Annotated in this window: 21 protein-coding genes; 7 read left to right on the top strand and 14 right to left on the bottom strand. The window is 45.7% G+C overall.

Annotated elements, in window-relative coordinates:
* Nucleotides 1-106 precede the first annotated feature (106 nt).
* Entirely contained in the window at nt 107-565 is a 459-nt protein-coding gene (locus tag ACSW3C_RS15485) for a hypothetical protein (RefSeq protein WP_486563694.1), read from the bottom strand.
* A gap of 159 nt (nt 566-724) precedes the next feature.
* Here ACSW3C_RS15485 and ACSW3C_RS15480 point away from each other — a divergent pair, with 159 nt between their 5' ends.
* The 5 genes from ACSW3C_RS15480 to ACSW3C_RS15460 all read left to right on the top strand — a co-directional run bounded on the left by ACSW3C_RS15480 (nt 725) and on the right by ACSW3C_RS15460 (nt 4,831).
* Nucleotides 725-1,048: a PadR family transcriptional regulator gene (locus tag ACSW3C_RS15480; RefSeq protein ID WP_238080015.1), complete on the top strand. Its 324-nt coding sequence runs from the start codon at nt 725-727 to the stop codon at nt 1,046-1,048.
* Nucleotides 1,041-2,072 (top strand): DUF4097 family beta strand repeat-containing protein, encoded by a 1,032-nt coding sequence (locus tag ACSW3C_RS15475; RefSeq protein WP_486563693.1) that lies wholly within the window; start codon nt 1,041-1,043, stop codon nt 2,070-2,072. Before ACSW3C_RS15480 ends, ACSW3C_RS15475 begins: the two co-directional genes overlap by 8 nt.
* Nucleotides 2,073-2,336: 264 nt before the next feature.
* Nucleotides 2,337-2,786 (top strand): YaiI/YqxD family protein, encoded by a 450-nt coding sequence (locus tag ACSW3C_RS15470; protein ID WP_486563692.1) that lies wholly within the window; start codon nt 2,337-2,339, stop codon nt 2,784-2,786.
* A 422-nt stretch (nt 2,787-3,208) separates the two neighbouring features.
* Nucleotides 3,209-4,288, top strand: coding sequence for a type III polyketide synthase (locus tag ACSW3C_RS15465; RefSeq protein WP_486563691.1), 1,080 nt, complete (start codon nt 3,209-3,211; stop codon nt 4,286-4,288).
* Nucleotides 4,289-4,297: 9 nt separating this feature from the next.
* Nucleotides 4,298-4,831: an isoprenylcysteine carboxyl methyltransferase family protein gene (locus ACSW3C_RS15460; RefSeq protein WP_486563690.1), complete on the top strand. Its 534-nt coding sequence runs from the start codon at nt 4,298-4,300 to the stop codon at nt 4,829-4,831.
* A 67-nt stretch (nt 4,832-4,898) separates the two neighbouring features.
* Here ACSW3C_RS15460 and nhaC read toward each other — a convergent pair whose 3' ends face one another.
* From nhaC to ACSW3C_RS15395, 13 genes are all read right to left on the bottom strand, one after another.
* Nucleotides 4,899-6,278, bottom strand: coding sequence for a Na+/H+ antiporter NhaC (gene nhaC, locus ACSW3C_RS15455; protein WP_486563689.1), 1,380 nt, complete (start codon nt 6,276-6,278; stop codon nt 4,899-4,901).
* Between the two features lie 86 nt (nt 6,279-6,364).
* Nucleotides 6,365-6,490, bottom strand: a complete 126-nt coding sequence (locus ACSW3C_RS15450) for a hypothetical protein (protein ID WP_486563688.1) — start codon at nt 6,488-6,490, stop codon at nt 6,365-6,367.
* A 137-nt stretch (nt 6,491-6,627) separates the two neighbouring features.
* Complete coding sequence (locus ACSW3C_RS15445) at nt 6,628-7,332, bottom strand: thermonuclease family protein (protein ID WP_486563687.1); 705 nt, start codon at nt 7,330-7,332, stop codon at nt 6,628-6,630.
* Nucleotides 7,333-7,462: 130 nt separating this feature from the next.
* Entirely contained in the window at nt 7,463-9,526 is a 2,064-nt protein-coding gene (locus ACSW3C_RS15440; RefSeq protein WP_486563686.1) for a catalase, read from the bottom strand.
* A 72-nt stretch (nt 9,527-9,598) separates the two neighbouring features.
* Entirely contained in the window at nt 9,599-9,955 is a 357-nt protein-coding gene (locus ACSW3C_RS15435; RefSeq protein WP_486563685.1) for a fluoride efflux transporter FluC, read from the bottom strand.
* The gene (gene crcB / locus ACSW3C_RS15430) at nt 9,952-10,323 is read right to left on the bottom strand and encodes a fluoride efflux transporter CrcB (protein ID WP_486563684.1); all 372 of its coding nucleotides are present in this window, start codon (nt 10,321-10,323) and stop codon (nt 9,952-9,954) included. The genes ACSW3C_RS15435 and crcB overlap by 4 nt, the downstream gene beginning before the upstream one ends.
* On the bottom strand, nt 10,320-12,470 hold the full coding sequence (locus ACSW3C_RS15425) for an ATP-dependent helicase (RefSeq protein ID WP_486563683.1): 2,151 nt from the start codon (nt 12,468-12,470) through the stop codon (nt 10,320-10,322). The genes crcB and ACSW3C_RS15425 overlap by 4 nt, the downstream gene beginning before the upstream one ends.
* 342 nt (nt 12,471-12,812) lie before the next feature.
* Nucleotides 12,813-12,998 (bottom strand): hypothetical protein, encoded by a 186-nt coding sequence (locus tag ACSW3C_RS15420; RefSeq protein ID WP_238080032.1) that lies wholly within the window; start codon nt 12,996-12,998, stop codon nt 12,813-12,815.
* A gap of 27 nt (nt 12,999-13,025) precedes the next feature.
* Entirely contained in the window at nt 13,026-13,634 is a 609-nt protein-coding gene (locus ACSW3C_RS15415) for a nucleoside/nucleotide kinase family protein (RefSeq protein WP_486563682.1), read from the bottom strand.
* Nucleotides 13,634-14,161, bottom strand: coding sequence for a signal peptidase I (gene lepB, locus ACSW3C_RS15410; RefSeq protein WP_248511752.1), 528 nt, complete (start codon nt 14,159-14,161; stop codon nt 13,634-13,636). Before lepB ends, ACSW3C_RS15415 begins: the two co-directional genes overlap by 1 nt.
* A 233-nt stretch (nt 14,162-14,394) precedes the next feature.
* Nucleotides 14,395-14,883 (bottom strand): cupin domain-containing protein, encoded by a 489-nt coding sequence (locus ACSW3C_RS15405; protein ID WP_486563681.1) that lies wholly within the window; start codon nt 14,881-14,883, stop codon nt 14,395-14,397.
* Nucleotides 14,880-15,467: a histidine phosphatase family protein gene (locus ACSW3C_RS15400; protein WP_486563680.1), complete on the bottom strand. Its 588-nt coding sequence runs from the start codon at nt 15,465-15,467 to the stop codon at nt 14,880-14,882. The genes ACSW3C_RS15405 and ACSW3C_RS15400 overlap by 4 nt, the downstream gene beginning before the upstream one ends.
* A 26-nt stretch (nt 15,468-15,493) precedes the next feature.
* Nucleotides 15,494-16,282, bottom strand: coding sequence for an alpha/beta hydrolase (locus ACSW3C_RS15395; RefSeq protein ID WP_486563679.1), 789 nt, complete (start codon nt 16,280-16,282; stop codon nt 15,494-15,496).
* Nucleotides 16,283-16,396: 114 nt separating this feature from the next.
* On the opposite strand from ACSW3C_RS15395, the gene ACSW3C_RS15390 reads away from it, so the two are divergent.
* Both ACSW3C_RS15390 and ACSW3C_RS15385 read left to right on the top strand, forming a co-directional pair.
* Nucleotides 16,397-16,909 (top strand): gamma carbonic anhydrase, encoded by a 513-nt coding sequence (locus ACSW3C_RS15390; RefSeq protein ID WP_486563678.1) that lies wholly within the window; start codon nt 16,397-16,399, stop codon nt 16,907-16,909.
* Between the two features lie 333 nt (nt 16,910-17,242).
* A complete protein-coding gene (locus ACSW3C_RS15385; protein ID WP_486563677.1) occupies nt 17,243-17,764 on the top strand; it encodes a hypothetical protein in 522 nt (173 codons plus the stop codon).
* Nucleotides 17,765-17,891: the final 127 nt, after the last annotated feature.

Below are 17,891 nucleotides of genomic sequence, written 5' to 3'. Positions count from 1 at the left end.
TGGCCCCAATAGTAAGGAAAGAAGGAACCAGTTCAGTCCACTCCTGTTTTTTCCTTGGGCGATTCCTGCATTAATGAGAGCTAGCGTTCCCCATCCAACGAAGTATTCATTCATTCTGTTCACCCTCCGTTCTACGATCTTTTAAGAAACGGCTCGCTTCCAAAAGATCATTTGTGCAAAGTTGTACATCATGCGGTGCAAATACGGCCCTGTCCTCTGCATCCATATAATCGGACAAAGGAATCGAGTTAAAGAATTTTTTCCACTTCTGTTGCTGCTCCAGCTTTTTATATTCCTTCTGAATTTCTTCATAATCAATTTTATTGATGACAAAGACTGGCCGTTTTGGATCAACGTTTGGAAATCTCTCATATAAAATCGTTAAATGATCTTGATTGAACTCCTCGTTCACAATATAAGAGGAGGTGCCGACATTCTCAGCCGCATCCATCAATTCGTCCGTCCATGTTTCGAACTGGTGATCATCCACTTGGCCATCAGAGAAAATTCCTACACCATAATAAACTATATGATCCGCTTCTTTCTTCTTTTTTCTTCCGAACATTATGCTTCCCTCATTTCTGCTACACCTTTCTTACGAATCGGCTTTTAAAAGGTTCCCAAAAATATTTTATATAGTACCTTGCAATGAACAATACTGAATGATATATTATTAACAACAGTACTGTGCATTACATAGTAGTGTAAGAAAGGAGGCTATGTCGTGAATATCCAATTTAAAAAAGGAGTTTTGAATTTATGTGTTCTCGTTCTGCTCGATAAGCAGGATCGCTACGGCTATGAACTCGTTCAAAAAATCTCCGATCAGATTTCCATATCGGAAGGTTCGGTCTATCCCCTATTGCGCCGGCTGACAAAGGAAGGCTATTTTACAACCTATCTGAAAGAATCCAACGAAGGGCCGCCTCGTAAATATTATCAACTGACTGAGACGGGACGGACGTACTTGCACGAACAATTGGAAGAATGGCGGGCTTTCACGAATGGCGTTAATACTTTGATTGAGGAAGGTGTTCACAATGACTGAAGGACAATTTATTTCAGAGCTTGAACGGGCTCTCGCACGGCTTCCGCTCGACGAACGGAATGACATTCTACAAGATATTCGGGAGTATTTTCTCCATGGCAGAACAGATGGCAAATCGGATGATGAGATTGCCGCTTCTCTCGGCTCGCCTTCAAAAATTGCAGCAGAGTTGCTTGCATCATATCCGTTTTCCGAAGAGAAGGTCGTGCAGTCAACTGATTCAGATCAGGTTTTCACGATCCAGAACGATCAGTATGCGAATGTCGATATTCAAGTACAGCACGGTTCACTCACTTTGCTGCCATCAGCGAATTCAGTGACGACAGTAGAACTGACAGGTGCAAACGAACGAATGGAATTGGAAGCAGAGGTAATCGGGGACACACTCGTCGTGAAACTCCGAAATAAATTCCACTGGTCCTTCCTCTTCAACTTTAATGTAAAGGCGGTGGCATTACGCGTGTTTATTCCTAAAAAGCTTTACCAATCCATTGCAATGAAAACTGATAATGGCCGAATTGAGACCGAAAAGATGCTATGCAAATCTATGACAGCTGAAACGGATAACGGACGTGTCATCGTGACGGAAGTAGCGACATCCATATTGCACGCTGAATCGGACAATGGCCGGATTGAAATCGAAAAGGTGCAGACCGATCAGTTGAAGGCAAAAACAGACAACGGACGGGTCAGCCTGCGCTATGTCGATGCAGAGACCGTCTATGCGGAATCCGATAACGGACGAATCGAACTGGAGGAAGTCTCCGGAGAAGTGACAGCCATTACAGATAACGGACGCATCATATGTAATTCCGAAGAAATCAATCGGAACATAGACTTCCAAACGGATAACGGTAGTATTGAACTCCATTCTCGCACGACACCGACAGACGTCACGATCTATGCAAAAACAGGGCATGGACGAATCGATGTGTACGGTGAGAAAAACAAGAAAACCGTGTTCGGCAACGGATTCCATACCGTCAAATTGAAGACAGATAACGGACGAATTACTGTGCGATAAGCTATGTATAGTTCCTCCACTTGAAGTGGCATGCAAGTTTCTCTGAAAACTCCTTTAACAACGGATTCCGTTGAAAGGAGTTTTTTTATTTCCTCCTACACTGTCTTACGAATAGTCCGCAGTATCGTTACCTCCATCTACCTAACCGTCCAACTACACTTGTTACCGATCGATCGCCAGCGAATTAAAAAACATCGGCTGAATATGATATAGTTAACGCAATAACCAAGCATTCAATTCATGACAAAGAAAAGGTGATGGATCATGACCACAATCTATGTAGACGGAGATGGCTGTCCTGTTGTGAATGAAACAATAAGTGTAGCCAAATACTTTAAGCTGCCTTGTGTGCTCATCTGCGACACAGCTCATGAAATGCATCGAGAGGGCGCCGAGACAATCATCGTTTCTAAGGGAGCAGATGCGGTCGATTTCGTGCTCGTAAACCGAGTGAAAAAAGGCGATATCGTCGTGACGCAAGATTATGGCTTGGCCGCTATGGTACTTGCTAAGCAAGGATATCCCATCGACCAGAATGGCCGGCTTTATACAAACGATAATATTGATCAATTGCTTTACGCGAGACATACAGCGCAAAAAGTGCGAATGGCGGGAGGACGGCTGCGCGGACCGAAAAAGAGGACGAAAGACCAAACGGAATCCTTCCTTAACAGCTTGCGTGATTTGTGCAGATCGATACTTCCCTCTCCATAACGACAAAACTGCTTTGTGGCTTACCGGGCCGCATTGCGGTTTGCATACGATATTTTCCCTCTATATAAGTAGGCTGGCCATCATATCAATGCACGCCAGCTCATATATTACATAAATGGTTACTAACACAACAAATCTTTCACTGTTATGGCGTTCTTCCTGCAACATGGACTTGCCATCTGCAATTTCCAATATACTTCAACTTAGAACAGATATAGATTTCTCACCCTAGATCACCCTATGCCTCTCTATTTCACACATCTTAGATCCCTAGCTTTTCACCTTCTCATGAATCTTTTAAGGACAAGTCAGCATATGTTTAACAACCTAGCTATAAAGGGAATTCAATGATAGATACATATTCCCTTTTACAATAAACGGAACTATTTGAACAGCGTGATTATGAAATCTGGAGGTAACTCATGCCGAAAATCCAATCTGTTAGTACATTCGAGCCGCCTTTTGAAGTGAAACAGGAGGCAGCTGTCGAACTGACCCGCTCCTTATTCAGCGAGAAATTCAAGGATATTGAGCGGCTTTTACGCGTGTTCCAAAATGGAGACATTGAAAAGCGTGATGTTTGCATGCCGCTAGAGTGGTATGGAAAGCATCATGATTTTGAGGAAAGAAATGAACTGTATATCGCCCATGCAGTGGAATTTGGAGCTGCGGCAATCCGTAAGTGTTTAGATGGTGAAGGCATGCTGGATGAGCCGGTTGCCGAGCGGGAAATTGACGCGATTTTCTTCATTTCCAGTACTGGTCTGGCGACGCCGAGCATCGAAGCAAGGATCATGAATCGTCTCCCCTTCCGTGATGACGTGAAGCGGATACCAATATGGGGACTGGGATGTGCTGGAGGGGCAGCTGGCATCAGCCGGGCTTTTGAATATTGCCAAGCTTTTCCGGAAGCGAAAGTTCTTGTGCTTGCTGTCGAGTTATGCAGCCTCACCTTCCAAAAAGACGATTACACCAAAAGCAATCTAGTCGGCGTTTCCTTGTTTTCGGACGGTGTGGCTTGCGCGCTTGTCACAGGAGATCGGTCTTCTATCTCTTCAAGTCAGCCAAAACCGGCCATCCTATCGACCACTTCGAAATTAATGCCCGATTCGGAGGATGTAATGGGCTGGGATGTAAAAAATAATGGGCTGTATGTCGTTTTTTCAAAGAGCATTCCCTCCATTATCACCAATTGGCTCGGGCCATTTGTCCATGAATTTTTAGATAGAAATGAACTGTCACAGAAAGAAATCACCCACTTTGTCGCCCATCCCGGCGGCAAGAAAGTGTTGCAAGCATACGAAGAGGCGCTTCATTTTGATTCGGCCAAGACTGAAATTTCACGGAACGTATTGAGTCAGCACGGTAATATGTCATCCCCTACTGTTCTCTATGTCTTAAAAGAGTTTATGGATCGATCGCCTTCTAAAGGAGAATATGGGCTGATGGCGGCATTAGGGCCGGGATTTTGCGGTGAATTGCTGCTATTGCGCTGGGAGTGAGGTGCTATCATGTTATTTTATTGGGTCATCGGGATTGTCATCGTCCAAAGGCTGATTGAATTGCTCGTCGCCCGGAGAAATGAACGGTGGATGAAAAGCCAAGGTGCGATTGAAGCAGGAGCATCCCATTATCGTTATATGGTCGCCATGCATGTGTGCTTCTTTGTTTCATTGCTCGCAGAAGTCTTCTATTTTCACCTGTCCCCTCCTCCGCTCTGGCCATTATGGCTTGGCATCTTCCTGCTCGCCCAAGTGATGCGGACCTGGTGTCTCGCTTCGCTCGGGAAGTACTGGAATACGAAAATCATCGTACTGCCTGGGGCCAATGTCGTACGGAGAGGGCCGTACAAATTCATCCGGCATCCGAATTATGTGATCGTCGCAACGGAACTGCTCGTCTTGCCTTTGTTATTTAACGCGTACTTTACTGCAATCTTATTTACGTTATTAAACATTTGGATGATGACCGTGCGGATTCCGGAAGAAGAGAATGCGCTCAAAAATGAAACGGATTATCAAGATGTCTTTTCGATCAAGTCATAAGAAGTTTGGAAAAAGAACAGGCGAGGGGCCATATTGGTTCCCTCGCCTTTTTGGATGCAGCGGACTGTCAGTTAATGCGTGTCAATGTTTTTCCCATAAACCCAAACAGCACTGTCAAGATCGGAGACAGCAGGCAGAAGAAGGCAAATGGCAAGTAATCGACTGTCGAAACACCTAGCACATCTGTAATGAAAATCCCGCACACACTCCATGGCACGAGCGGGTTGACTACAGTACCTGCATCTTCCATGACACGGCTCAAGTTTTTATTGGCCAGCCCCAGCTTTTCGTATTGGGTTTGGAATGCCTGCCCCGTCAGCAAGATGGACAAGTACTGTTCTCCGATCAGGACGTTGATGCCAATTGCAGTTAGCGCGGTAGCAGAGATGACGGCATATGTCTTTCGGAGCAAGGAAGAAACGAGATCCAGCAGCGTTTGAACGATGCCAAGTGTGAATAATAAGCCTCCCATGCTTAACGCCAGCAGGACAAGACCGACTGTAAACATCATGCTTTCCAATCCGCCGCGAGTGAGCAGCTTATCGACATCTTCTACGCCAGTCGCTGATTTAAAACCGCCAAACAAAATGCTGAAAACCTGGTCGACTCCATAGCTTTGATGAAAATATGAAAGCAGCACGGCTACGAATGAACTGATTGCCAATGTTAAAATGGCAGGTACTTTGCGGATCGTCAGAATGAAAAGCAAGACGAGCGGGATCATGGCATACCAATGGATGGACCCCGTTTGAAGCAAACCCTCTTTAAACACATTGATTTTATCCAAGTTGGCCGTTTGCACTTTCGGTGATATTACGGCGAATAAGCCAAATGAAATGACAAAGGCTGGAATGGTCGTCCATGCCATATTGCGAATATGTTCAAAAAGATCCACTTTTACAATCGAGGATGCCAGGTTCGTCGTATCAGACAGCGGAGACATCTTATCCCCGAAAAATGCACCCGATACGATCGCTCCTGCCGCAATTGGAAGCGATAATTCCATGACATGCGTCATTCCGATAAATGCGACGCCCACTGTCGCTACTGTCGTCAAGGAACTGCCGATGGAAACCCCGACAATCGCGGTGACGACAAAAACAATTGCAAAAAAGAACGACGGTGTCATCATTTGAAAGCCTAAATAGATCAATGTTGGAATCGTGCCGCTCATAATCCAGCTGCTGATGAGCATCCCGATGAAGAAAAATAGGAACACGGCGCTCATGCCGGCACCTGCCCCATCTACCAGTCCCTTTTCCAAGCTTCGGAACGGAATTCCTTTGGCCAGTCCGTAAGCAAAGAGCAATAACACAGAGAAAAGAATGGGAAGATGCGGCACCGCATCAAATGCGATAATGCTTGTGCTGATAATCAATATAATGGCAATAACCAACGCAATCGATTCAAATGCGGATGGTTTCTGAATGGCTTTGATGTGATTCATGATGAATTCCTCCTATCTTCCTAATCAATATAAAAAACCCCTTCATCCCTAAAATAAGGGACGAAGGAGTTCTCCGCGGTACCACCCTAGTTGATGACGAAAAAACGCCATCCGCTCAATGAAAAGCTGGAAGACAAACGGATGGTGTAATTCAATATGCCGCCGCCTGGATTTTCACTACCCATCCAGTCTCTGTCTTCTGCAAACGACATCTCTACTCGGCCATCCTTCCAAGCCATTTATGTAATTGGAATGAAATAATTTATTGTATAGTGTTGAATCTTATCATGTTTCCGCAAGATGTCAAGTGGTTGCCGACTGAAAAAACAACTGCCTGATCACCAGCAAGTCATTCACAAGCAAACCCATCCCGATCACCATCCATCTTTTCAGAGTATGCCGGATGGCCTTTTTTTACACCGTTCGGATATTTTTTTCGTAACTCCGTGCAATTGGCGAACACTTCTATTGGGGCATTATCCGGCTTACTTTCAACCGCATACGTTTCACTGTCAAATCCGCGATCGGTCGCATAATCTTCCAAAGTCCAAATACCAACGCCCGCTTTTTTCGCTTTGATCTGCGCCTTTTCGAAATCGTCCAAGTGACGGGTATTAGGAGGATATACATATGCTACCCTGGCAAGTCCTTCCTCCAGCAATATTTTTTGGACGCTCTCGCCGTCAGCATACACATAAGCGAGCAGTCTTCCATATTTATCGTATCGTTCGCCAATATCAAACTCGATTTCCACTTGAGCGCTTTTTTGCAGCAGTTCCCAATTCCGCTCTTTCGCTTCCTCGCCGAAAGGCTGCTTTCCGAGTCTAGGATGATTTGTCTCCGGTGTATCCACAAGCAAATACCGGACGTTCTGCTCTTTTCCCTCGTACTTTATTTTGATCGTATCCCCGTCTATTGCGCTTATGAGCTGGACTGGAATCCGGCCTGCTTTAGTAGGTGTTTCCTCTTGATTTAACCAAGCAAATGCAAGGATGGCCAGAATAGCAATTGCTGATACAATCCAACTTTTCTTTTTCTGTCTCTGTTTTCCCATCGTTCGACGCCCTTTCCATCAATCGTTGTAATGATAGCATGCCGCTAGAGCAGTTGCCATCGGACGAACGAAGCATGAGACACTATAAAAAAACTGCCAGCCGCCGATCATCGGCAGCTGACAGCTTCTCTTATCCTTCCCAACCATATACGTTTCGGTTCCAATGGCGATGGGCAGCAACCGCTTCGATGAAAACTTCCGGCTTATCCTCTACTTCATTCGGCAGCACGATGCCCGGCCCTTCTTCAGCGGCAGATGCTTCGAAATATGGCATACCCGTCTTGGCTATTCCAATAGGCTTGTAGTGTCGGTACGCTTCATTAATGAAATCAGCCATATCCAGCTGGAACTTTTTCATATTATCCGCTGTCCCGCCTGCAACATAAACAGCATCGTATAATGTGGAATGCGCAGTCAAAAAGGTCTGGTCGATTTCAGCAGCTAATCCTTCTGTTCCATGCACAGTTCCGAAACGTTCTCCGACCAGTTCTACGGTCATTCCTGCAGTTAGGCATGCATTGACGAGCGGCTCAACTACCGATCCATCAAATCCTTCTCCGATGAGAATCGCCACTTTTCGGGTATCAGGAAGCTTTGCAGTATTCATTTGGCTAAGAGCCGGTGATGCTTGAGTGACTTTGGATTCCTCCACTCCAGAAGGAAATTCCGCACCTACCGCTTCAGCAACAGCCGTCGCCAATCCTACATCGACATTCGCAAACATATCAACAACTTGCTGTCTCACGCTTTTGCTCATCACTTTACCGAGTTCAAAGCTGAATGCATCTACAATGTGTTTCTTTTCCGTTTTCGACATGCTGTTCCAGAAGAGTTTCGCTTGAGAGAAATGATCCTCGAATGATTCACTTCTCGATTGGATTTTTCGTCCTTCGACCTTTTCCTGATAATGCACGTATCCTCCTTCCACATCTCTTGACACGGCAGGCGTATTGTCCGCCAAGGAATTTTTATGGTAGGCCACTTGCCCGACATTGATTGTTTGCCGGCTATAGCCATCGCGCTGATTATTATGGAATGGACAAACCGGACGGTTAATCGGGATTTCGTGGAAATTTGGACCGCCTAGACGGATCAGCTGAGTATCCGTATAGGAAAACAAACGCCCTTGCAGCAATGGGTCATTTGTAAAATCAATACCAGGAACGACATTGCCCGGATGGAATGCGACTTGCTCCGTTTCGGCAAACACATTATCCACGTTCCGGTTCAACGTCATTTTTCCAATGATTTTAACGGGGACCTGCTCTTCCGGCCAGATCTTTGTCGGATCCAAAATGTCGAAATCAAACATGAACTCGTCCTTTTCATCAATCAATTGGACGCCGAGTTCAAATTCAACCGGATTCCCCATTTCAATCGCTTCCCATAAGTCGCGACGATGGAAATCCGGATCTTTCCCGCTAATCTTTTGCGCTTCATCCCAAACGAGGGAATGGACGCCCAGTTTCGGTTTCCAGTGGAATTTCACAAAATGGGCTTGTCCTTCTTCGTTTACCAATCGGAATGTATGAACGCCAAAGCCTTCCATCATTCGAAAGCTCCGCGGAATCGCCCTGTCTGACAAATGCCACATAATCATATGGGCCGACTCTTGGTTGTTCGCCACGAAATCCCAGAAGGTATCATGGGCAGAGGCTGCTTGCGGCATTTCATTATGGGGCTCGGGCTTCACTGCATGAATTAAATCAGGGAACTTAATCGCATCTTGAATGAAAAATACAGGAATATTATTGCCGACTAAGTCATAATTCCCTTCCTCTGTATAAAACTTCACAGCAAAACCACGGACATCCCGCACGGTTTCAGCGGAGCCCCTGCTACCCGCCACTGTTGAAAAACGAGTAAATACAGGCGTCTTTGAACCCGGCTCCTGTAAAAATGCAGCTTTCGTATATGGCTTCATCGACTCGTACAATTCAAATTCACCATGGGCCGCAAAACCTCTTGCATGGACGACACGTTCAGGGATTCGTTCATGGTCGAAATGCGTTATTTTTTCCCGAAAATGAAAATCCTCCATCAATGTCGGCCCTCGATAACCAGCTTTTAAGGAATGTTCATCTTCCGAAATTTTCAACCCTTGATTCGTCGTCAGCCGTTTGCCTTTATCCAGCGCACGGAACTGATCCAGCTGTTTTTCTTTTTTCGTCATGTCTGCAGTATGCTTGTCCATTTCTCATCCTCCATCCTTCCTAGTAGTCTTCTACTCTATTCCCGAATAGAACGGACTGAAACGGACTAAGCTTTATATGTTACGACCGATCATGAAGCCAACAGCTGCGAAAAGGATTCCTATGCTATACGTACTGAATAAATATATAAAAAATATTCTTTTTCGCTCACTCCATAAGGAGAGGAGTTCTTTATTCAGAGTCGAAAAAGTTGTCAAACCTCCTGCAAATCCAGACACAAAAAATAGAGTTGCCCACATGTTCATCTGCAAGCCGACGATTATACCGATTAACAAGGAACCGGCTGCATTTACGAGAAAAGTACCTGTTGGAAATTTACCGGCCTGGTTCATCTTGTTTGCAAAGAACCAGCGGAGCACAGCTCCGATGGAACCGCCTGCCCCAACGGCAAGAAACTGAAGAATCATCATTTCCGCCCACCCCATTTCCGTCCGAAGGCAGCCATCCCGATTCCACCCGCAAAGCTGCTCGCTACGTAAAGGACTGCGACTCCCCACTTGCCCTCTTGCACGAATGTCACGGTTTCGATACTGAGTGCCGAGAAGGTCGTGAAGGAGCCAATGAACCCGGTCATGATGGCCGTTTCCATAGCTTGATCCCTCGTCAGCCGCTGAATGGCACCTGCTGCAAGAAATGACAGCAGGAACGTTCCAATCAGATTGGCACTGAACGTCCCCAGCGGAAATCCCTCTGATAAGGGCAGGAACAGCATTCCCAGGCCGTACCGGCACATCGCCCCTATGGCTCCCGCCACTCCTACAAGCAGTCCTGTTCTCATACTTCCATCACTTTCAAAAGTCTTCTGCTTATGATCATTTCCAGCGATAATCTCTTCACTGTTTCACCAAAACGAATTTGAATGTCCTCTTCACCGATCGACTCGATGACGCCTCTTCCGAAAACCCGGTGCGTCACAATCATGCCTTCCGCTAGCTCCTTGCGCTCCGCCACCCCATCCGGATCTAGCGGAATCGAGTGGTCGGCTTTTTTAAGTTTAGGCTTGTTCATCTCTTCCGGCTTCATCAGGATCCCTCGCACTTCATTCATAAATTTCGAGTCTTCTTTCGTCTTGCCGTCCAGCGTACGATACGACAGCAATTCTAATCTACGCTTCGCCCTCGTCATGCCGACATAGAAGAGCCGCCTTGCTTCTTCCATCGCCGCCAGGTCGCCTTCATCCTCATCGGAGGGAATAATACCTTGGATTAAGTCGATCATAAATACACGGCTGAACTCCAATCCTTTCGCGCTGTGGAAGGTGGATAAGGTGACTGCATCACCTCTTGGAGCATATTTCGCTTCCGTCACTGCCGTTTCCAACTCTTTGAGCCGATTTGCGAATTCGACCATTGTCCGTAATTGCGATGCGATGCTTTCCAACGTGTCTAATATGCCAATTAAATTTTCAATCCGATACCCGAATTTTTCTGCCCGGCTTTTCAATGCATCTTCATACTCCAATTCATATCGAATCAGGCGGATGACTTGTGCCGGCCGCATTGAAGCCATCTTTTCATAGATGGCCTGATAATGTTCCAGTTTATCGATCTGACTCTTTTTCAAATCGGTCATGCGGAGAAAGGATTCAAATACATTCCCCGTGGTTTGAGCATTCATAAACTGATTCACCATATGGCGTGAGACAAAGACATTCATTTTCATGATGACTTTAGAAAAAATATCTTTCCGCTCCACATTAAAGCTCAGTCGCATGAAATTCAAAATATCTTCTACGATCCAATGAGAGAAAAACTGATCATCCGCATCCTTCATATAGAAAGGAATACCGCGTCGATGCAGTTCGTTGACAAAGAGGGTGGATGAGGAATTGTTACGGAATAGGATGGCCACCTCATTCAAATTCTTTTCATTCAACACTTCATAGGTTACGTATTCCAGTTGTTCCTTTGGGGAATCAAATGATTTGAGCACAATCGGGCCGGCAGTGTCATTCGTTGTATGCATGGCCTTTTCATAACGCATTTTGTTTCGTGTAATGAATTTCGCCGCTGTCTCAACAATTTCCTTGGAGGACCGATAATTTCTTTCCATCTTTAACAAGGAGGCATCCGGATAAACCTTTTGAAAATCAAGCAGATAATCAGGATCGGCGCCGCGCCACGTGTAAATGGATTGGTCATCATCTGCCACAACACATAAGTTGCTATGATCTTTGACAAGATGCTCAATAATTTTATGCTGCACGAGCGACGTATCCTGGCTCTCATCGGTTAAAAGATAGTCATATCGGCTGCCGAACGACGCGGCGAGACCAGGATCAGAGCGAAGCGCCTGTTCTGCAATAGTGAGCATATCATCAAAATCGAGAAGCAAATGGCCCGTCGTCCTTGATTTCGCCTGTTCATATTTCAGTGCGATGGTCCCTGCCTTGTGAAACGGCCCTTTCACCTCTTCCCACTGGGAATGGGGAATCATTCTGTTTTTTAGGAATGAAATGAACGTCTGCAATGCCTTTAGATCATCTTCCGTTCCCTCTTCCTGCATAGTTTTTCGATATAGCTCTTTTAATATCAGACTCTTGGTTTGCGCAGGGCGCTCTCTTTTATTTCCCTCAAGCAGCTCAAACGAAGTACCTGTTTTCTTTAAATATGTACGTGTAATCTGAAACGCCAAGCTATGAATAGTTGAAAAATCAATGGGAGGGTGATTTGGGAAGAACCTTTCGTACCGTTCCGCCATATCCCTGGCAGAAGCCCGGCTAAAGGTGATTGCCTTTATTCGGGAGGCTGGCACATTCTTTACTTCTAGCAAATAGCCGATACGCATAATCATCGTTGTCGTTTTGCCCGATCCTGGGCATGCTAATAAGAGCAACGGGCCAGCGGTTTGCATGACCGCCTTTTTTTGCACGTCATTTAACACAATGCCGAGCTCCCTCTTTTTCCTTTCAAAAAAATCACTCATGTTGCGATAACTCCTTCAGTTGACGTTATTTCTAATTTACCATACGAACGGATATTTGTAGAGGCAATGCAAAAAACCTCTGCATGGGCAGAGGTTTCAGAGTGTAGACAAAGTCGATTTTAACTTTGTCTACACATTTGTAATTGCTTTTTCGACTAATTAGCACACACCTCAGCCTGGCTTGAAAACGCTTGCCAGACTAGGCGCGAAGGCGAGCGAAGACTCGAATAGAACTAAAAGTTCATGAGAGGACGAGCGAGCCGAGCAACAACGTATGAAAGCGTTTTTTCAACAGGCTGAAACCTCTGCATGGGCAGAGGTTTTGCTATCACCAGGTGCTGCTTAATAGCCGCCTGTTTCCAATTTGTCGTCCTTCAAATTCGTCTTATCTTTTCGACTCCCGGTATAGGAAGTAGAAGCCACTTCGTTAGTCTGGCGCTGTTCATCTGTGAATTCCACACCGGACATTTTCGGTTGGGCCGAGTCATGCATGCTGTCGTTCTTCTTGTTGTTCTTGTCTTTTGCCATGATCGTCACTCCTCTATGCGTAGTCTTTTAAAGGATACCCGCAATCGAATGGAGATAATCATGGAATCTTTTTGTTTGCGATGTCCCGTTCCAGACGAAATCCGCCCGGTTTACCGGATCATTTTCCCTTACATATTCCTCTTCCGCCGGGAAATAACGCTCGTTGTACTTCTTCAAAATTGCTTGAGGCGAGCCGATATATAAATCGCGTTCCAGCACCCTTTGGAGTCGGGTTTCTTTATCGATATCGATAAAAATGACTTGGTCAAAGTACTCCCTTAATGCAGGCCGTTGCAAAAATACACCTTCTATGATTAACATGCCGCCTACCGGAATATCAATCCATTTTTCGACATAGGAATCATTGATTTTATTATAAATCTCGATCTTTTTATGCACCGGTTTGCCTTTTCGTATTGGCTTAAATATTTCTTCAATCAAATAGGAGTACCGCCATTGTTCAAAGTAATACGCTTTCCACGGTTCCAATCCTTCTGCATACCGAATCAATCTCGGATGAATGAAATCATCGATATGTAAAAGGACGGAGTCCACGAACTCCTGCTGAATCTTTTCAGCAATTGTCGTTTTCCCCGCCCCGCCTAAGCCGTCAATCCCTAGGACTAGCGTCTGCATTATTTTGGTATTCCTATTGAATTGAATGGAAAGAATCGAAATTCAACTTTTCCAACGACCGACGACTCTTCAATGCATCCAATAATCCGGCTGTCTGTACTGTTGCGACGATTATCGCCAAGAACAAAGAGCTGGCCTTCCGGAACTGTAACCTCAAAGTCTTCTGTCAATTTTTGATCTTTAAAGATCTTTTCTTTATTTTCCTCAATATAAGGCTCATCATACGCCTTGCCATTGATGAATAATTGATCGTCCTTCATTTCGACAGTATCTCCCGGCAACCCAATCACACGCTTAATGTAATCTTCCTTTGTACCCGGCGCATGGAAAACGACTAAATCAAAATGATCGAGTTTATGGATTTTGGAAATGACAACACGGTTGTTCGATTCAAAAGTCGGTTCCATGGATTGGCCCGAGACGACAACTGGAGCAAATAGAAATTGACGGACGACAAATACGATGACAAACGCGATTGCCAACGATTTAACCCAAGACATAATTTCACTTTTCGTTTCTTTTTTCAAAACTGACTTCCTCCGATCAAAATCTCTCTATTACTAGACTACTCCATTTAATAAAAAGTTTCACGCATTCCTGACGAAATTTGCTGAAAAAATTTCCGCTTCAGAACTCGTACGATTCCTTACGGTACAGCAGCCTATTTCTATCTTATTCCACTAAGGCCCAATGTTTCACCTGGGGCGGGCAAAAAACTTTTTTTGCCTGCTTTCATTATTTAAGAGGCAGAAACCTGCCATTATAGACGGGTCAATCGGGTGATGATCGCTTCATGTTGTGGATATTGCGCTACTAATTCCTCTCGTTCAAATAGCTCAAAATCCTCAAAATCAAAGCCAGGCGCGACCATGCAACCGACGAGCGAGAAGGAGCCTTCTTGAATCATAGAGGAACCAAAGATGGTTCCCTTCGGCACAACGGCTTGTGGTTGTTCACCTTCATGAACAGCCAGTCCAAGTTTAATTTCATTGTATACGCCGTTTGGATCAATCGTATGAATGATCAACGGACTGCCGGCATGGTAATACCAAACTTCATCCGATTTCAATCGATGGAAATGGGAAACTTCTCCGGGCTGCAGCAAGAAATAAATGCTCGTATACAAACTGCGCCGGTTACCCTGCCTGTCTATCTCTTCATCGGAATGAAAAGTGCCTACATAATGACCACCTTCTGGATGAGGCTCCATGTTAAGCTGGTCTATGAAATATTGGGCATCCTGTTTCATGCATCCACCGCCTTCAAGTGTGCCGTGCAATTAAATAAAGAACAATGATTCCCTTCGTCTTGCAACGTCAAGATCGTGACCGATGTATTATCGACTCCCTGGTCGAGATCGGCATCTGGGACCAGTTCATTTAAAAGGCGTTTGATGAAACTGCCATGGCTCACAAGCAGCACCCGCTTGCCTGGATATTTATCTTGGATCTCATTAATGCAAGCCATCCCACGAGAAATAACCTCATTATGAGGTTCAAAACCCATATCGAGCTCCCGCCAATTCGCTCCCCATTTTTCAATACGCTCTGCTTCTGTCGTGCCCTCGATCTTTCCTCCGCCCGTTTCGCGAATTCGATCATCCAGTACCATCGGAACACCCGGCATCTCGTTCCCTATAATTTCAGCAGTCATCTTCGCCCGGCTCAATGGACTCGAATAAATCACATCCCACTGTTCGCCTGCCAATCGTGCGGCTACTCGTTCTGCCATTGCAATTCCTTCCGCATCGAGAGGAATATCGGAGCTCCCTTGCGCACGCCCTTCTTTATTCCAAGCAGTCACCCCATGGCGTATCAATCCAATTGTCGTCATGTTCCCCATCCTTCCTTTATTCAAAATTACACAACATAGCCAAGAGATCGAAGCACATTGTTCATGAAGGATTCAATATATTGATAGACTTCATCCCGTTCCGGCTCTTGATACAAATCATGATACAACCTCTTCCATTCCTTGAAATGGAATTCAGATAGCTGTTGATTAGAAAGCCATTTTTTGGCGTATGAGTTGTCGGTTATTTTATCGCGGCCACCCGTCTGCAGCAGAACAGGAACATCTTGAATGGATGTTTCATTGGTCTGCACAGCCTTCATGAATGCAGTCAATTCCCGGTACCAGGAAGCAGTCACCGCCGAACTGTAATGACGGTCATTTTGGGCGTCTATGTACAGATCATAATTTCTCGTCAGCCTCTCAATCGTCACGTCATGATTAATTTTCATGGAAGGCGATAATTTTGTCAGAACGGACGAAAACTTGGACGGCTGATGTTTTAATGAAAGCCAAGGCGAACTGAAAATACAGCCTGCACATTCCAACTTCTCCGTTTGCAGCAGATGCATCACCAATGTCGCACCCAAGCCGTGGCCGACAACGAACATCGGAACCGTATCGAGCAGCGCGACCTCCATCATCTTCTTAATATGTTTTACATAAGAATCAAATGACTCATCATGCACGCCTCTGCCACTCTCTTCGCCATGCCCCGGCAAATCACTTGTGACGACATGAAAGCCGCCATTCCGTAGTGTCTGGATCAACCATGCATACCGGCGATGGTGTTCATACGCATTATGAACGAGGACAACAATCGCTTTGGGCTGTCCTTCCGCTTCCCATTTCCACATGGAATTCTCCCCTTCCTGCGAAAAATCTATCGAACCTAGCCTGTCTTTGTTACAATGAAAACAGGATGATAATACGATGATTATACACGATTTTTAAAGAAAGAGGGGATCATCTTGATTTATCCATACAATGGTAAAACACCAGCGATTGACCCGTCTGTTTACATTGCGGACTACGCAACCATTACGGGTGACGTGACAATCGGTGCAAACTCATCCATCTGGTTCAACACCGTCATCCGCGGGGACGTCGCCCCTACAATAATTGGAGAACGCGTCAGCATCCAAGACTTGAGCTGCCTCCACCAAAGCCCAGGCAAAACACTGCTCATCGAAGACGATGTCACCGTCGGCCACAAAGCATTACTGCACAGCTGCATTATTCGGAAAGGCGCCCTCATCGGAATGGGTTCCATCATATTAGATGGAGCTGAAATCGGCGAAGGAGCTTTCATTGGAGCAGGAAGCCTCGTGCCACCCGGAAAGAAAATTCCTCCGAACTGCCTCGCCCTCGGCTCCCCTGCTAAAGTAGTCCGAGAACTCAACGACGAAGACCGGGCAGACATGGAACGCATCGTCAACAGCTATGTGGAAAAAGGACAAGTTTATAAAAAAATGCAAAAATGAAAGCACAACGCGTGTGCTTTCATTTCTCTAATATAAATAAAGTGACAATGCCCGCCAACAATACAAACCCTACTCCCCCAAGCAGAACCATAAGCCACATCTCTAATCCCATATCCTTCAACCTCCCTATGAGAGTCGTCGATCTTCCCCTACTAAGAGGAACAAGCGATTGGAAAAATCTCCATATAACTATAAGTAGTATTACCATACCAAACCGTTTCTGGAAAATCAAAATACACGCTATCTTGATATGTATTATTTTAGCTGAATAATTGGATTGAGGACTATACAATTGGTTCGGAGGCGAATACGGATTGTTGGTTGAATATACGGGTGGTTCGCTGGTGGATACGAGCGGTTGCAGAAATATACGAGTGGTTCGGCAGCCGATACGAGCGGTTGCCGGAAGATACGAGTGGTTCGATTGCGGATACGAGCGGTTGCCAGAATATACGAGTGGTTCGGCAGCCGATACGAGCGGTTGCCAGAATATATGAGTGGTTCGGCAGCCGATACGAGCGGTTGCCGGAAGATACGAGTGGTTCGACGGCCGATACGAGCGGTTCGACCGTTTTATCTAAACGCGGGAAATTTTTATGTCTTTGCCTGCACCAGGTCGCGCTGCATGCCTTTGACCAATCAAGAAAATTGATCGGATCGTTAAGCTTATTCTTCTCGAGGAATTTTACGAGCGGTTCGGGAGTGGATACGAGCGGTTGCCGGAAGATACGAGTGGTTCGACGGCCGATACGAGCTGTTGCCGGAAGATACGAGTGGTTCGATTGCGGATACGAGCGGTTGCCAGAATATACGAGTGGTTCGGCAGCCGATACGAGCGGTTGCCAGAAAATATGAGTGGTTCGACGGCCGATACGAGCGGTTGCCGGAAGATACGAGTGGTTCGACGGCCGATACGAGCGGTTCGACCGTTTAATCTAAACGCGGGAAATTTTTATGTCTTTGCCTGCACCAGGTCGCGCTG

The organism is Sporosarcina sp. AD_1, from assembly GCF_057373025.1.
This window is presented reverse-complemented; position numbering and strand designations above follow the sequence as displayed.

Bases quoted from the DNA above. Each gene is read 5' to 3' on its own strand.
- ACSW3C_RS15405 (WP_486563681.1), bottom strand. From the start codon at position 14,883: ATGAAACAGGATGCCCAATATTTCATAGACCAGCTTAACATGGAGCCT.
- ACSW3C_RS15485 (WP_486563694.1), bottom strand. From the start codon at position 565: ATGTTCGGAAGAAAAAAGAAGAAAGAAGCGGATCATATAGTTTATTAT.
- ACSW3C_RS15475 (WP_486563693.1), top strand. From the start codon at position 1,041: ATGACTGAAGGACAATTTATTTCAGAGCTTGAACGGGCTCTCGCACGG.
- ACSW3C_RS15415 (WP_486563682.1), bottom strand. From the start codon at position 13,634: ATGCAGACGCTAGTCCTAGGGATTGACGGCTTAGGCGGGGCGGGGAAA.
- ACSW3C_RS15470 (WP_486563692.1), top strand. From the start codon at position 2,337: ATGACCACAATCTATGTAGACGGAGATGGCTGTCCTGTTGTGAATGAA.
- ACSW3C_RS15420 (WP_238080032.1), bottom strand. From the start codon at position 12,998: ATGGCAAAAGACAAGAACAACAAGAAGAACGACAGCATGCATGACTCG.
- ACSW3C_RS15445 (WP_486563687.1), bottom strand. From the start codon at position 7,332: ATGGGAAAACAGAGACAGAAAAAGAAAAGTTGGATTGTATCAGCAATT.
- nhaC (WP_486563689.1), bottom strand. From the start codon at position 6,278: ATGAATCACATCAAAGCCATTCAGAAACCATCCGCATTTGAATCGATT.
- ACSW3C_RS15450 (WP_486563688.1), bottom strand. From the start codon at position 6,490: ATGTCGTTTGCAGAAGACAGAGACTGGATGGGTAGTGAAAATCCAGGC.
- ACSW3C_RS15440 (WP_486563686.1), bottom strand. From the start codon at position 9,526: ATGGACAAGCATACTGCAGACATGACGAAAAAAGAAAAACAGCTGGAT.
- ACSW3C_RS15460 (WP_486563690.1), top strand. From the start codon at position 4,298: ATGTTATTTTATTGGGTCATCGGGATTGTCATCGTCCAAAGGCTGATT.
- ACSW3C_RS15395 (WP_486563679.1), bottom strand. From the start codon at position 16,282: ATGTGGAAATGGGAAGCGGAAGGACAGCCCAAAGCGATTGTTGTCCTC.
- ACSW3C_RS15435 (WP_486563685.1), bottom strand. From the start codon at position 9,955: ATGATGATTCTTCAGTTTCTTGCCGTTGGGGCAGGCGGTTCCATCGGA.
- ACSW3C_RS15400 (WP_486563680.1), bottom strand. From the start codon at position 15,467: ATGACGACAATTGGATTGATACGCCATGGGGTGACTGCTTGGAATAAA.
- ACSW3C_RS15425 (WP_486563683.1), bottom strand. From the start codon at position 12,470: ATGAGTGATTTTTTTGAAAGGAAAAAGAGGGAGCTCGGCATTGTGTTA.
- crcB (WP_486563684.1), bottom strand. From the start codon at position 10,323: ATGAGAACAGGACTGCTTGTAGGAGTGGCGGGAGCCATAGGGGCGATG.
- ACSW3C_RS15465 (WP_486563691.1), top strand. From the start codon at position 3,209: ATGCCGAAAATCCAATCTGTTAGTACATTCGAGCCGCCTTTTGAAGTG.